General features: G+C 71.9%; 13 protein-coding genes and 1 tRNA gene. 5 read left to right on the top strand and 9 right to left on the bottom strand.

Going from position 1 to position 13,085, the window contains the following annotated elements; all coding sequences use genetic code 11:
• Window positions 1-10 precede the first annotated feature (10 nt).
• Window positions 11-2,023 carry a heavy metal translocating P-type ATPase gene (locus ACFRFH_RS00075; RefSeq protein WP_382462705.1) on the top strand — a complete coding sequence of 671 codons (2,013 nt, stop codon included), beginning with the start codon at window positions 11-13 and terminating at the stop codon, window positions 2,021-2,023.
• 116 nt (window positions 2,024-2,139) lie between these two features.
• Here ACFRFH_RS00075 and ACFRFH_RS00080 read toward each other — a convergent pair whose 3' ends face one another.
• A complete protein-coding gene (locus tag ACFRFH_RS00080; RefSeq protein ID WP_382460999.1) occupies window positions 2,140-3,039 on the bottom strand; it encodes a LysR family transcriptional regulator ArgP in 900 nt (299 codons plus the stop codon).
• A gap of 68 nt (window positions 3,040-3,107) precedes the next feature.
• On the opposite strand from ACFRFH_RS00080, the gene ACFRFH_RS00085 reads away from it, so the two are divergent.
• Window positions 3,108-3,710, top strand: a complete 603-nt coding sequence (locus ACFRFH_RS00085; RefSeq protein ID WP_382461000.1) for a LysE/ArgO family amino acid transporter — start codon at window positions 3,108-3,110, stop codon at window positions 3,708-3,710.
• Window positions 3,711-3,796: 86 nt separating this feature from the next.
• Here ACFRFH_RS00085 and ACFRFH_RS00090 read toward each other — a convergent pair.
• The 4 genes from ACFRFH_RS00090 to galU form a co-directional block, all read right to left on the bottom strand.
• A tRNA-Ala gene (locus ACFRFH_RS00090) sits at window positions 3,797-3,869 on the bottom strand.
• A gap of 58 nt (window positions 3,870-3,927) precedes the next feature.
• Complete coding sequence (locus tag ACFRFH_RS00095) at window positions 3,928-5,013, bottom strand: hypothetical protein (RefSeq protein ID WP_382461001.1); 1,086 nt, start codon at window positions 5,011-5,013, stop codon at window positions 3,928-3,930.
• Window positions 5,014-5,131: 118 nt separating this feature from the next.
• Window positions 5,132-5,794 (bottom strand): GNAT family N-acetyltransferase, encoded by a 663-nt coding sequence (locus ACFRFH_RS00100; protein ID WP_382461002.1) that lies wholly within the window; start codon window positions 5,792-5,794, stop codon window positions 5,132-5,134.
• Window positions 5,795-5,836: 42 nt separating this feature from the next.
• On the bottom strand, window positions 5,837-6,799 hold the full coding sequence (galU, locus tag ACFRFH_RS00105; RefSeq protein WP_382461003.1) for a UTP--glucose-1-phosphate uridylyltransferase GalU: 963 nt from the start codon (window positions 6,797-6,799) through the stop codon (window positions 5,837-5,839).
• 59 nt (window positions 6,800-6,858) lie between these two features.
• Here galU and ACFRFH_RS00110 point away from each other — a divergent pair, with 59 nt between their 5' ends.
• From ACFRFH_RS00110 to mscL, 3 genes are all read left to right on the top strand, one after another.
• Window positions 6,859-7,443, top strand: coding sequence for a 5-formyltetrahydrofolate cyclo-ligase (locus ACFRFH_RS00110; protein ID WP_382461004.1), 585 nt, complete (start codon window positions 6,859-6,861; stop codon window positions 7,441-7,443).
• A 22-nt stretch (window positions 7,444-7,465) separates the two neighbouring features.
• On the top strand, window positions 7,466-7,831 hold the full coding sequence (locus ACFRFH_RS00115; RefSeq protein ID WP_382461005.1) for an FmdB family zinc ribbon protein: 366 nt from the start codon (window positions 7,466-7,468) through the stop codon (window positions 7,829-7,831).
• A 62-nt stretch (window positions 7,832-7,893) separates the two neighbouring features.
• Window positions 7,894-8,334, top strand: coding sequence for a large conductance mechanosensitive channel protein MscL (gene mscL / locus ACFRFH_RS00120; protein WP_382461006.1), 441 nt, complete (start codon window positions 7,894-7,896; stop codon window positions 8,332-8,334).
• 9 nt (window positions 8,335-8,343) lie between these two features.
• Here mscL and ACFRFH_RS00125 read toward each other — a convergent pair whose 3' ends face one another.
• The 4 genes from ACFRFH_RS00125 to ACFRFH_RS00140 form a co-directional block, all read right to left on the bottom strand.
• Window positions 8,344-8,514 (bottom strand): hypothetical protein, encoded by a 171-nt coding sequence (locus tag ACFRFH_RS00125; protein WP_382461007.1) that lies wholly within the window; start codon window positions 8,512-8,514, stop codon window positions 8,344-8,346.
• 20 nt (window positions 8,515-8,534) lie between these two features.
• Entirely contained in the window at window positions 8,535-8,957 is a 423-nt protein-coding gene (locus tag ACFRFH_RS00130; protein ID WP_382461008.1) for a type II toxin-antitoxin system PemK/MazF family toxin, read from the bottom strand.
• Window positions 8,894-9,118, bottom strand: coding sequence for an antitoxin (locus ACFRFH_RS00135; RefSeq protein WP_382461009.1), 225 nt, complete (start codon window positions 9,116-9,118; stop codon window positions 8,894-8,896). The genes ACFRFH_RS00130 and ACFRFH_RS00135 overlap by 64 nt, the downstream gene beginning before the upstream one ends.
• Before the next feature lie 136 nt (window positions 9,119-9,254).
• On the bottom strand, window positions 9,255-13,019 hold the full coding sequence (locus ACFRFH_RS00140; protein ID WP_382461010.1) for an AAA family ATPase: 3,765 nt from the start codon (window positions 13,017-13,019) through the stop codon (window positions 9,255-9,257).
• Between the last annotated feature and the right edge of the window lie 66 nt (window positions 13,020-13,085).

Genomic DNA, 13,085 nt, shown 5'->3' on the forward strand with positions numbered 1-13,085 from the left:
CGCGGACCACATGGGCCACGCCGATCACGCCCCGGGGTCGCACGGCCACGACCACTCCGCCCACGACCACTCCGGCCACGTCGACGCCTTCCGCCGCCTCTTCTGGATCAACCTCGTCATCGCGGTCCCGGTCGTCGCCTTCTCGCCGATGTTCGCCATGATCCTCGGCTACCCCCTCCCCGACGCCGCCTGGGTGGCGTGGGTCTCCCCCGTGCTCGGCACCGTCATGTTCGTGTGGGGCGGCCGGCCGTTCCTGACCGGTGCCGTCTCCGAGCTGCGGGCGCGGCAGCCCGGGATGATGCTGCTCATCGCGCTCGCCATCACCGTCGCGTTCGTCGCGTCGTGGGGCGCGGCCCTCGGCCTCCTCGACCACCAGCTCGACTTCTGGTGGGAGCTCGCCCTCCTCATCGTCATCATGCTGCTCGGTCACTGGATCGAGATGCGCTCGCTCGCCCAGACCACGTCCGCCCTCGACTCGCTCGCAGCCCTGCTGCCCGACGAGGCCGAGAAGCTGGAGGGCGACGGCACGGTCGTCGTCTCCCCCGCCGACCTCACGGTGGACGACCTCGTGCTGGTGCGTCCGGGAGGGCGCGTCCCTGCCGATGGGCGCGTGGTGTCCGGCGCGGCGCAGGTGGACGAGTCCATGATCACCGGCGAGTCGCGTCCCGTCTCCCGGGGCGAGGGCGACCCCGTCATCGCGGGCACGGTCGCGACCGACTCGGCGCTGCGCGTGCGGGTCACCGCGGTGGGCGACGACACCGCACTGGCGGGCATCCGGCGGCTCGTCGCCGACGCCCAGAACTCGACCTCCCGCGCCCAGCGGATCGCCGACCGGGCCGCGGGCTGGCTGTTCTGGTTCGCGCTCGGCTCCGCGGCGATCACCGCCGTCGTGTGGACGGCGATCGGCCTCCCCGACGACGCGGTCGTCCGCGCCATCACGGTGCTCGTGATCGCCTGCCCGCACGCGCTCGGGCTCGCCATCCCGCTCGTCGTCTCGATCGCGACCGAGCGGGCGGCCCGGGGCGGCGTCCTGGTGAAGGACCGGCTGGCGCTGGAGACCATGCGCACGGTCGACACGGTGCTGTTCGACAAGACCGGGACGCTGACCAAGGGCGAGCCCGCCGTCACGGGCGTGGACACGGACGGCGACGACGACCGCGTGCTCGCCCTCGCGGCCGCCGCGGAGTCCGACTCCGAGCACCCGTTGGCCCGCGCGATCGTGTCCGCCGCCTCTGCCCGCGACCTGACGGCGCCGGCCGCGAGCGACTTCACCGCCTCCCCGGCGGTCGGGGTGGCGGCGACGGTCGACGGGCAGCGGGTGGAGGTCGGCGGGCCTGCACTTCTGGAGCTCCGCGGCGCCGCCGAGCGGCCGATCGCGGCGACGTGGCGCGACGAGGGCGCGATCATCCTGCACGTCCTGGTCGACGGGCGCACGGTCGGGGCGCTCCGCCTGGCCGACGAGGTCCGCGAGGAGTCGCGGCAGGCGGTGGCGGCGCTGACGGAGCGGGACATCCAGGTCGTGATGATCACGGGCGACGCGGAGGCCGTCGCCGCGTCGGTCGCCCGCGAGCTCGGGATCCAGCGCTGGTTCGCCGGCGTCCGCCCGGAGGACAAGGAGTCGACCGTCGCCGGCCTCCAAGCAGAGGGCCGCACCGTGGCGATGGTCGGCGACGGCGTCAACGACGCTCCCGCGCTGGCGCGCGCGGACGTCGGCATCGCGATCGGCGCCGGCACGGACGTCGCGATCGCCTCGGCGGGCGTCATCCTGGCCAGCGACGACCCGCGCTCCGTGCTGTCGGTGATACGGCTCTCCCGGGCGAGCTACCGCAAGATGACCCAGAACCTGTGGTGGGCGGCCGGCTACAACCTGCTCTCTGTCCCGCTCGCGGCGGGCGTCCTGGCGCCGATCGGGTTCGTGCTGCCGATGTCGGTCGGGGCGATCCTGATGTCGCTGTCCACCATCGTCGTGGCGCTGAACGCGCAGCTCCTCCGCCGCCTCGACCTCCGCCCCGACGCGCTCTGACTCCGCCGAGGGGCACGTAAACGCCCCTAAAACCGCGTTTTAGGGGGCGTTAAGTGCCCCACGGCTCCCCCCGCGGGGGGCCCCTAAACCCCCCTAAAACCGCGTTTTAGGGGCGTTTACGTGCCCCTCGGCGGGTGGGCGGGGCGGAGCGCGCTCGCCGCCGCGCGTGCGATGGCGGCCGCGACCGCGTCGAGCGCCGCCGAGTGGAGCGACCACTGCTGCCAGTACAGCGGCACGTCCACCGCGCCTCCCGGGTCCAGCACCACGAGTCGGCCGTCGGCCACGAGCGGGTCGGCCTGCAGGTCCGGCACCATCCCCCACCCCAGCCCCAGCACCGCGGCGCCGACGAACTCCGTGGACGCCGGGACGAAGTGCCGCGGCGGGCGCGCTCCCGGCGCCAGGGCAGCAACGTAGCGGTCCTGGAGGGCGTCCTTGCGGTTGTAGACCAGCATCGGCGCGACCGCGGCTCGCTCCGCCGTCCAGCCATCCGGGCACCAGCGCTCCACGAACGCCGGACTGGCGAGCGGTCGGTAGCGCATCGCCCCCAGCGCGGTGACCGTGCAGCCCTGCACCGGCTCCGGGTCGGAGCCGATCGCGGCCATCGCGGTCCCGTCCCGCAGGCGGTCGATGGTGTGCTCCTGGTCGTCGAGCACGATGTCGAACACCGCGCCAGGCACGGTCGCGAGCGCGGGCAGCACCCACGTCGCGAGGGAGTCCGCGTTGACGACCAGCGGGATCGGGGTCGCGGCGGCCCCGTCGCCGCCCTCCAGCTCGGCCGCCGCCTCCGCCTCCAGCAGCGCGACCTGGCGGGCCAGGCGCAGCAGGACGGCGCCGGCCTCCGTGGCCTGGATGGGCTTGCTGCGCCGCACGAGCACCCGCCCGCTCTGCTCCTCCAGCGACTTGATCCGCTGGCTCACCGCGGACGGCGTGATGTGGAGAGCCGCGGCGGCGCGGTCGAAGGTGCCGTGGTCGATCACCGCGGCCAGCGTGCGGAGCTGATCGGTCGAGGCATCCATCGTCAGCAATGCTAATGGTTCGTAAGGAAATCAAGCTGTACTGATGGCGCGCTGTTGCCTATCGTCGAATGGTGCTCTCCGTCTACCTCACCGGCCTCGGCTCGGCCGCCGCTCTCATCGTCGCCATCGGCGCGCAGAACGCGTTCGTCCTCCGGCAAGGACTCCGCCGCGAGCATGTGCTCGCCGTGGTCGCGATCTGCGTGGCGAGCGACGCGCTGCTGATCGCCGCCGGCGTCGCCGGGATCGGGACGCTGGTGAAGGCCGCCCCGCTCGCGCTCCAGATCGTGCGCTGGGCCGGGTTCGCGTTCCTGGTCGGCTACGCGGTGTTCGCCGCCGTGCGCGCCGTCCGCCCGACCACGTTGACGGCCGCGACCTCGGGAGGCGGGACGCTCGCTGCGGCGATCGGCACCTGCCTCGCGATCACCTGGCTGAACCCGCACGTCTACCTCGACACGGTGCTCCTGCTCGGTTCGCTGTCGGCGACGCACGGCGACCCGGGCCGCTGGGTGTTCGGCGCGGGTGCGGCGACGGCGAGCCTGCTCTGGTTCGTGGTGCTCGGGTTCGGGGCACGGGTGGCGGCGCCGGTGTTCGCGCGGCCGATGGCCTGGCGCGTGCTGGACGCGGGAATCGCGGTGCTGATGCTGGTGCTCGCGATCATGCTGGTGGTCTGAGCCGACAGCGCCGCAACGACAGCGCTCAAACGACAGTGCCTTCAAAGCAAAAGGACCGCCATTCCTGGCGGTCCTTTTCCTTCCGGTGGAGCTAAGGAGATTCGAACTCCTGACCTCTTCGATGCGAACGAAGCGCGCTACCAACTGCGCCATAGCCCCGGGGGATTGCTTAGAAACAATAGCACCCTCGCGGGGCCGTTTCGAAATCGAGCGGGGCTCAGCTGGCGGCCCGACGGCGGCGGAGGACGGCGTCCAGGTCGAGGGCACCGTCGTCGACCTGGCCGATGATCCCCATGCTGGAGTACACGCTCTGGGCGGCCTCCACGACCGTCGCGGGAGCCGGGCGGGAGACGACGGAGGCGGCCTCCTGCGCGACCGCGACCGGGCGCAGCAGCACCGGCGCGGGCACGGCGGGCTCCGCCTCGGCGACGGCGGTCGCCTTGCGCTCGAACTCCGCGCGGGCGGCCATGCGACGCAGCTCGGCGGCGGCGTCCACCGACGCCATCGCGGCCGCGGCCACGGTCCCCGGCGACAGGTGCAGGGGCTTCGGGAGCGGCTGCGGCGTCCAGCTCTGGCGCAGCGCCTCCTGCACCGGGAGGTCGTGCTTGGCGTCGTCGTACAGCGCGGGCGACGCGGGCGCGGCCGGGATGAACGGGACCGGCGCGGGCATGGCGTTCGCCGCGCGGGACAGGCGGCTCAGCATCCCGAGGGCGGCTACGGTGACCGTGACGGACCCGGCGGCCAGCAGCCACGCGCCGGTCGCGAGCAGCAGCGCTCCTCCGGACGCGACGCCCACCAGTCCGGCGACCAGCAGGAGGGTGCACAGGGCGCGGGAACGGCGCAGCCGGCGACGGCGCTGGGGCGAGAGCACAGGGCGCGCGTTCAGCGCCGCGAGCTCGCGTGCCCGCTGGGCCGCTGCCGCACGGGATGCGCGTTCCATCGCGATGGCGTGGGCGGCGGCGCGCTCGGCCTCCTCCGCGGCCTCGCGGCGCTCCTCGGCGACGGCCTGCTCGCGGCGGGCGTGGGCGGCGGCCTCCGCGCGCGCGGTGGCCAGACGCCTCTCCTCCGCTCTGCGAAGGACACGCTGCTGCTCCGCGACCGTCTTGGCGGTCGCCTCCATGCGGACCTCGTCCGGAAGCTCACTCGTCTCGGCCAGGATGCGCAGCGTCTGCTGCAGGCGCACGGCATTGCGTTCGGTCGCCAGGTACTCGCGGCGACGCAGCCACACCGGGACGAGGTAGGCCAGCCAGAGGGCGGCCGCGATGGCGACGACGACCCCTCCGCCCATCACATCCCCAGTCATGCTCCTACGGTAGGGGTCGGCCGGTCGGCCTCCCGGGACGCGCCCGGGTGTGTCTTCGATGGAGAGGACTCTCAGCGTGCGTTCGACCGGCGTGCGGCACGCTCAGAGCGACGGCCGCTCAGTGTCGCCGGGCCACCGGCAGCGGGATGGCCGCGGCGGCACGGTCCTCCGCCGTCACGGCCGCCGCCTCCGCAGGCGCTTCGCCGTCCATCCAGCGCCGCAGCACGCCCTGCTGCAGCTCCTCGGACACCAGGCCGAAGCAGTAGTGGTCGCGCCAGTCGCCGTTGATGTGGATGTAGCGCCGGCGTAGCCCCTCGTAGCGGAAGCCGAGCTTCTCGACCACGCGCAGGCTCGGCACGTTCTCCGGGCGGATGCAGATCTCCATCCGGTGCAGGCCGAGCTGGTAGAAGCAGTAGTCGGTCGCCAGCGCGACGGCGGTCGGGGTGATGTTGCGGCCGGCGAACTCCTCGGCGATCCAGTAGCCGATCGTGGCGCTGGAGAGGGAGCCGTAGGTGACGGACGAGACGTTGAGCTGGCCGGCCAGCCGGCCGTCGTACTCCACGATGAACGGGAGGCCGTGCCCGGCCCGCGCGTTCGCGAGCAGGGAGCGGATGCTGGCGCGCGTGTCGAACGCGCCGGGCGCGTAGGGGCTGGTGGCCTCCCACTGCCGCAGCCAGGACCGGTTGTCGAGCAGCGAGCGCTCCAGGGCGCGCGCGTCCTTCAGGCGGATCGGTCGCAGTCCGATGCGTCCCTCGCTGAGCGTGGGGATGACGAACGCCACGGCGTCCTCCTTCTGCGGCAACCGTTCGCCGCAGGTAGAACGCTAGCGGTTAACGCTCTCCGACGCGTCAGCCGCGTCGATCGGCATCTCCTCGAGGACCTCGCGGGGCTCGTCGTGGAGGCCGTCGGCGAACTCCTTCAGCCACGGCCGCAGCTCCGGGCCGAGGTCCTCGCGGTCGACGGCGAGCTGCACGATCGCCTTGATGTAGTCGAGCCGGTCGCCGGTGTCGTAGCGGCGGCCGCGGAAGACGACCCCGTACACGCCGCCCGTCCAGTCCGGCGCCTGGGCCATCGCCTCGAGGGCGTCGGTGAGCTGGATCTCGCCGCCGCGGCCGGGTTCGGTGCGCTCGAGGACGTCGAAGACCTCCGGGCGCAGCACGTAGCGGCCGATGATCGCGTAGTTGGAGGGCGCCTGGTCGGCGTCCGGCTTCTCGACCAGGCCGGTGATCCGCACCACGTCGTCGTCGCCGGTCTCCTCGATGGCGGCGGCGCCGTACAGGTGGATGGACTCGCTCGGCACCTCCATCAGCGCGACGACGGTGGCGTTGTACTTCCGCTGGACGTCGAGCATGTGGTTCAGGAGGTCGTCGCGCGCGTCGATGATGTCGTCGCCGAGCAGCACGGCGAACGGCTCGCGGCCGACGTGCATCTTGGCGCGGAGCACCGCGTGGCCGAGGCCCTTCGGGTCGCCCTGGCGCACGTAGTGGAGGTCGGCGAGCGAGGTCGAGTAGTGCACCTTTTCGAGCCGGTCGGTGTCGCCCTTCTTCTCGAGCGTGTCCTCCAGCTCCGCGTTGCGGTCGAAGTGGTTCTCGAGCGCGTTCTTGTTGCGCCCGGTCACCATGAGCACGTCGTGGAGGCCCGCTGCGACGGCCTCCTCGACCACGTACTGGATGGCCGGCTTGTCGACGACCGGCAGCATCTCCTTCGGCATCGCCTTGGTCGCCGGGAGGAACCGGGTGCCGAGGCCTGCTGCGGGGATCACTGCTTTCGTCACATGAGTAGCCATACCGCCCACAGTATCCGCATTTCGATCGCCGTCCCGGGGGGATCTTCTAGGATTGCGCTATGGAGACCGACACAGCAGCCCATCGCAAGCGCGCCCTGCGCGCGGAGCTGCGCGAGCGCCGGCAGAACCTCACGAGCACCGAACGGCAGGCCGCGACCGCCGGAATCACCCGGAACTTGGTCGACCTGACGACGGACCTCTCGGCCCGATCCGTGGCCTGCTACCTGTCGACGACGATCGAGCCGGACACCCGTCCCTACGTCAACTGGGCCGTCGCCCAGGGGCTGCGGGTGCTACTCCCGGTCTCCCGCGAGGACGGCCTCCTCGACTGGACCACCGGCGACGGCGAGAGCGAGACCGAAGGGCTGTTCGGGATGCCGGAGGCCGTCGGCGAGCTGCTCGGGCCGATCGCGATCAACGACGTCGACCTCATCCTCGTGCCGGCCGCCGCCGTCGACGCGGGCGGGATGCGCATGGGCTGGGGCCGCGGCTATTTCGACAAGACCCTCGGCAGCATGGAAAAATGTCCCCCGGTGTACGCCGTCGTGTTCGACGGCGAGCTCGTGGACGAGGTCCCGCGCGAGCGGCACGATCAGCCGGTCGACGGCGCGGTCACCCCCACCCGCATCGTCCAGTTCACCTGACCCACCCAGCACACGGAAGACCATGCCGACCTACTCCTACTCGTGCCGCGACTGCGGCCACGCCTTCGACATCCACCAGGCGTTCACCGACGACGCGCTCACGGTCTGCCCGGACTGCGGCGGCACGCTGCGCAAGGTGTTCGGGGCGGTCGGCGTGACCTTCAACGGGTCCGGGTTCTACCGGACGGACTCGCGCGGCGGGGCGAAGACGGGTGGAGGGGCGTCGTCCTCTTCGTCGGGGTCGTCGTCCTCGTCGTCGTCTGGCTCGGGCTCTGGCTCGTCCTCGTCGGGCTCGTCCTCGTCTGGCTCGTCGTCCTCGGGCTCGTCATCCTCCTCTTCCGGCTCGTCGGGCTCCGGCTCGTCGGCGTCGTCGGGCTCCGCAGCCTGACCCCGCGCCCTCCCGGGCGCACAGCACCACCAGTTCCATCCACCGAGCGAAAAGGACCGGTCATGCTCAAAGGCTTCAGAGAGTTCATCCTCCGAGGGAACGTGCTCGACCTGGCGGTCGCGGTCGTCATCGGCGCCGCATTCACCGCGGTCGTCACGGCGATCGTGACCAACCTCATCAACCCCGTGATCAGCGCGTTCTTCAAGCAGAGCGACCTCAGTCACGCGATGGTGGTCACCCTCAACGGATCGAGCATCAAGTTCGGCGCGATCCTCGGCGCGCTCATCAACTTCCTGATCGTCGCAGTCGTCGTCTACTTCGTCTTCGTCTTCCCGCTCAACAAGATCAAGGAGCGCGCGGACCGCCTCCGCAAGAAGGGCGTCGTGGAGCCGGACGCCCCGATCACCGACCTCGACCTGCTCACGCAGATCCGCGACCTCCTGGCAGCGCAGCAGTCGCCGCCGTCGGCGACCGCGGGCAAGCACGCCGACCCGCTGCCGTAGGGCGCGCGCTCAGTAGTGCGGCGGCACGTCCCGCCGCAGCTGCTCGTCGTTGGGCGACCAGGACTTCTCGTCGCGGTCCCGCTCCGGGAGGTGCGGCGTCGGGTCGGCGCCCGGCGCGCCGGCGCGCTGCACGCGGCGGGAGCGGCGCGCGGGGCGTTCGGGGTCGGGCTTGTCGTTCATACGTTCCAGGCTAGCCGCCGTCACAGCGACAGGTGGAACCGCAGAGCTTCGTCGACCTGGTGCATGATCCAGGCCGGCGTGATGCCGAGCGGCCGCCCGATCTGCGAGAAGCCGATCGCCCGGACCTGCTCGACCTGCACCTTGGAGGGGACGCGCAGTCCCATCTGATCCAGGTCCTCGCGTTCGGTGACCTCGACCTGGAACTCGGGGTGCACCACATCGACGTTGGACGTCAGCGGTACGAAGGTGATCACGCCGCGCGATCGCTTTGTCACAGCCGCGTTCATCCCGGCCGAGCTGACGACGACGCAGGGGCGTCGTTTGCCCGCCTCCCCGTCGACCACAGGGTCGAGGAGAACCTCGAGAACGTCTCCCCGCCTCACTCGGACAGCCCATCGCCTACAGTCTGATCCCACAGCGCCTGGTCTCCGGAACCCTCCCACTCATCGAGCGCCTGGGCGTACGCGCTCTCGGCATCGAGCTCCCGCTGGATGCGCAAGAGCTTGTGGATGGCCGCAGATCGATTGCCCTTGACGTCCGCCGCGATCTTGTCCAGGTAGACCAGGTCGTCGTCGGACAGACTCACACTCAGCTTCACGGTCATACCACGATGCTACCAGGGTGCGACCCTGACCTCCTCGCACCGATTCCGCACGAATGCGGCGAATCGCGCTGCGCGATTCGGCACGAATGTCGCGAATGGCGGCGCCAAAGGCGACATTCGGCACGAATGTCCCGCGTTAGAGCTGCGGCAACGTGATCGGCGCCGTCTCGGTGCTCGCCTCGTCGGTGGCGCCGATGAGGCGCGCGATGCGGGACGCGACGGTGTCCGGGTCGGCGAACAGCTCGAAGCTGTGCACCCGGAGGTAGTGCCAGCCGAGGCGGCGAAGCACGTCGGGGCGCAGGCGCAGCGACTCGCGGAGGCTGCCGCGGTTCACGTCGTCGTCCGTCTCGACCACGACGGCGCGGCCCACGTTCGAGGCGACCAGCGTGAGTTTGCCGCGGTAGCCGATCTGCACGTCCAGGCCGCGGCGGGCCAGGCGCTTGGCGAGGTCCACCACCATCGGGTCGGCGTCCGGGCTCAGGTATTCGGGCACGGCGGCCTGCAGCTGGTCGGCCTCCCCCAGCACCTGAGCGAGCGCGGCGATTCCGTGGCGCATCCGGGACTCGTCGATGTCGTCGGGGCGGAAGCAGGAGACGATGTCCATGCCGCGGCGGGCGCGGGTCATGCCGACCGCGAGCAGGCGGTCGCCGCCCGGCTCGGCGAGCGCGCCGAAGTTGGATAGCAGGCGGCCGTGCGGGGTGCGGCCGTAGCCGATCGAGAACACGACGCGGTCGCGGCTCTGGCCGACGGACTGCTCCAGCGTGACCACCGAGAACGGCTCCGGCCGGTCGCCGAGGATGAAGTCGGCCAGCTCGGTCCGCTTGGCGAACGCGGACAGCACCGCCTGGTTGACGCGCACCGCGTGGCGTTCGCTCGCGGTGATGACCATGAGGGATTCGCGCGGCCGGTCGGTCGCGTGCCGCAGCACGAGCTCGACGACCTTCGCCACCTCGGCGTCGGTGCTCTCGACCGCGCCGGTGTCGGTGTCGGGCATGCCCTGGCCGCCGGTGACGTAGTGGAGGGCGAGGCTGCCGTGCCCGAGGTAGGTGCCGGCCCACGGGAGGGAGTCGATGTTGCCGCCGTAGAAGCGGCGGTTGACCAGCTCGGCGAGGTCTTCGCCGCCGGCGCGGTAGCTGCGGGCCAGGGTGTAGACGGGCAGCAGCTCGGAGAGCCGGGAGAGGGCGGAGTCACCGTGCAGGGAGTCCACGTCCGTGGCCTCCACGGTCGTGCCGTACTCGTGCACGCCGACGTCGAAGCGGGACGGGGTCTGAGTCACCGGGTCGCCGAACGCGACGATCTGGCGGGCGCGGCGCAGCGCCGGGATGTTCTCGGCGAGGCTGGAGGCGCCGGCGTCGATGAGCACGACGGTGTCGAACGCGACCTCCGCGTCGATGCTGGGGACCTCGTAGGGCGAGACCAGCCAGACCGGCGCCAGCGGGCGCGCGAGGTGCGGGGCCGCGGCGTTGAGCGTCGCGGCCGTCGGCGCGCTCGTGGTGAGCAGCTTCTTGAGGGCCTTGGCCTCCTCCGGCCAGTCCACGATGCCGATCTTCCAGGTCTCGGCGAGCATCCAGGCGAGCTGCTTGCCGGTGGCGGAGGCGTGGGCCTCGTCCACCAGGCGGAAGTCCGCCTCCAGCCGGTCCAGCACGCTGGTGTTGCCGCTCAGCAGGGCGCGGTCGGAGGCGAGCAGGGCCTCCAGCACCGACTGCCACCAGGCCAGCTCCAGTTCGGCGCTGACCTGCGACTCCGGCACATGGCGCACGGACAGGTCGGACAGCAGCGGGTCCAGCCCGCGCTCGCGGAGCTGCCCGAGCAGCGCGGTGCGCTCCTGCAGGTTGGCGAGCACCTCGGACTCGGCGGCGAGGCCGGCGACCTGGCGGGTCAGCTCCTCGACCGGGAGGGCCGCGAGCGACTGCGGGGTGCCCACGCGGCGCAGCGGGATGTCGAGCCGGGCCAGATCCTCCGCGACGCGCTGGTAGGCCACCTGCACGTCCGCGATGCCGACGGGTACCTCCGGCACGACGCCGGCGACGGCGAACCGGTTCCAGAGGATGCGCTGCTGCTGGATGCGGCGCAGGGCCTCGTTGAGGTCGGTGACGTGCACGCCGGGGCGCACGTACTCCAGGGCGAGCTTGCGCAGCCTGCGGCGGTTCGCGCCCGACATGGCGGGCGACTCGCGGCGCGAGGAGGTCGCGGCGATCAGCTCGGCGATCGAGCGGTCGAACACGGCCGGCGTGAAGCGGTCGAGCGTCTCCCGGACGTCGAGCAGCAGCCGCAGGTAGACGCCGAGCTCGGCGATCGACTCGAACGGCCGCATCCGGGTCTGCCCGATCAGTGCCTTGGCGCGATCCAGGAGGCGGGGCAGCTCGGCGCGGCTGAGCTTCTTGGCGAGGTCGTGGGCGGACTTGCCCTCCTCGGTGGTGCCGAAGGAGGCGCCGTACCAGGGCGAGTCGTTGGGCCCGTAGCGGAACTCGCCGAGGCGGGCGGCGCGGATCAGCGCGTCGGCCGCGCCGTCGCGCCCGGAGGCGAGCGCCTCGATGGAGGCCGGACTGAGGCGCGCGGTCGTCGACGGCGGCGACGGCAGGAGGGCGAGCCGGGACAGCTCCCGCAGCGCGTCCAGCACCGAGACGTGCAGGACCGGGTCGCGACGGGCGAGCGCCGCGCGGTAGTCCAGCAGTACCTTGCGGAGGCGGACGAGCGCGTCGTCCACGTCGGTGACGCGCGGCTGCTCGGCCTTCTCGTTGCGGCCGATCGACTGGATCAGGTCGCGGCGCAGGCTCCGCGGCGTGACGGCGACGCCGGGCAGGCCGACCTTCGCGAACCGCTGCGCGATGTCCTCCAGGCTGGAGCGCCGGGGGCCGACGACCAGGACGCGCTTGTGCTGGGCGACCAGCGCGCCGACGGCGTTCACGACTGTCTGGGTGCCGCCGGTGCCCGGGAGGGTCTTCACGACGAGCGAGTTGCCCGCGGCGATCTGGGCGACGACGTTCTCCTGCGCCTCGTCGGCGTCGAGCAGGAGGGAGTCGGTGGCCGGCGGCCGCTCGTCCTGGCGGACGGGCTGGGCCGGGTTGAAGGCGCTCTCGATCGTGCTGCGCGCGGTCGGGTTGCCGGCCAGCGCGTCCAGGAGAGTGGTGTCCAGGTCGTCGGCCTCCGCACGCAGCTCGGGTGCGACGTCCACGAAGGACGACACCACCAGCCGGGGCTGGACGTTGAACCAGGGCAGGTGCGAGGTGAGCCCGCGCAGGCGGTCGATGACCGGCTGCGGCTTGAAGGCACCGTTGTCGAGGGCGAGCGCGACGAACGCGCTCGCGTCGAGGGTGATCTGGAACTGCTCGGCCAGCGCGCGCGACAGCTCGGGGTTGAGGAACGGCTGACCCTTGAGCTTCAGCTCGAAGTCGCGGCCGTAACGCCGGATCGCCATCGGGCGCAGCAGGATCGGCGCCATGAACTCCTCGGTGCCGTGCCGCCACTGCGCGAGCCCGATCGCGAGATGCACGGATTCGATGCCGCGCACCGAGCGCAGCTCGATCCCCTTCGCCGTGATCGCGTTGGCCGCCGCCCGCGCGGTGCGCAGGGCGAGCTCGTCGCGGATCAGGCTGGAGAGCAGCGTGCTCTGCCCGGTGATGAACTGCGGGAGGCCGCCCGGGTGCGTCGTGCTCAGCTCGATGCGCGTCCGCGGGCTGTCCTCGAAGTGCAGCAGCGGGGAGTCCCCGCCGATCGCCGCGATCTCCTCGCGCCAGCGCGCCCACACCGGCTCGGCGATGTTGCCGGCCACGAGACCGGCCTCGCCGAGGCTGAGCGTGTGCGGGGAGGTGGTGCTGGCGGCCGGACGCAGGGCATCGCCCTCCAGCACGTCGGACGTCATGTCGTCGTCGTCCTCGCTCTTCCTATCCAGTCGCCACACACCGACACCCTACGTGCCGATCCGCGAAACATCTGGCAATCGGCCGGGTTTCGCGCCAACTCGCCG

This window comes from Leifsonia sp. NPDC056824, assembly GCF_042789575.1.
Classification (GTDB): Bacteria; Actinomycetota; Actinomycetes; order Actinomycetales; family Microbacteriaceae; genus Leifsonia.

Bases quoted from the DNA above. Each gene is read 5' to 3' on its own strand.
- ACFRFH_RS00080 (WP_382460999.1), bottom strand. From the start codon at position 3,039: ATGGATGCCTCGACCGATCAGCTCCGCACGCTGGCCGCGGTGATCGAC.
- mscL (WP_382461006.1), top strand. From the start codon at position 7,894: ATGCTCAAAGGCTTCAGAGAGTTCATCCTCCGAGGGAACGTGCTCGAC.
- ACFRFH_RS00095 (WP_382461001.1), bottom strand. From the start codon at position 5,013: ATGACTGGGGATGTGATGGGCGGAGGGGTCGTCGTCGCCATCGCGGCC.
- ACFRFH_RS00085 (WP_382461000.1), top strand. From the start codon at position 3,108: ATGGTGCTCTCCGTCTACCTCACCGGCCTCGGCTCGGCCGCCGCTCTC.
- ACFRFH_RS00110 (WP_382461004.1), top strand. From the start codon at position 6,859: ATGGAGACCGACACAGCAGCCCATCGCAAGCGCGCCCTGCGCGCGGAG.
- galU (WP_382461003.1), bottom strand. From the start codon at position 6,799: ATGGCTACTCATGTGACGAAAGCAGTGATCCCCGCAGCAGGCCTCGGC.
- ACFRFH_RS00135 (WP_382461009.1), bottom strand. From the start codon at position 9,118: ATGACCGTGAAGCTGAGTGTGAGTCTGTCCGACGACGACCTGGTCTAC.
- ACFRFH_RS00125 (WP_382461007.1), bottom strand. From the start codon at position 8,514: ATGAACGACAAGCCCGACCCCGAACGCCCCGCGCGCCGCTCCCGCCGC.
- ACFRFH_RS00075 (WP_382462705.1), top strand. From the start codon at position 11: ATGGGCCACGCCGATCACGCCCCGGGGTCGCACGGCCACGACCACTCC.
- ACFRFH_RS00115 (WP_382461005.1), top strand. From the start codon at position 7,466: ATGCCGACCTACTCCTACTCGTGCCGCGACTGCGGCCACGCCTTCGAC.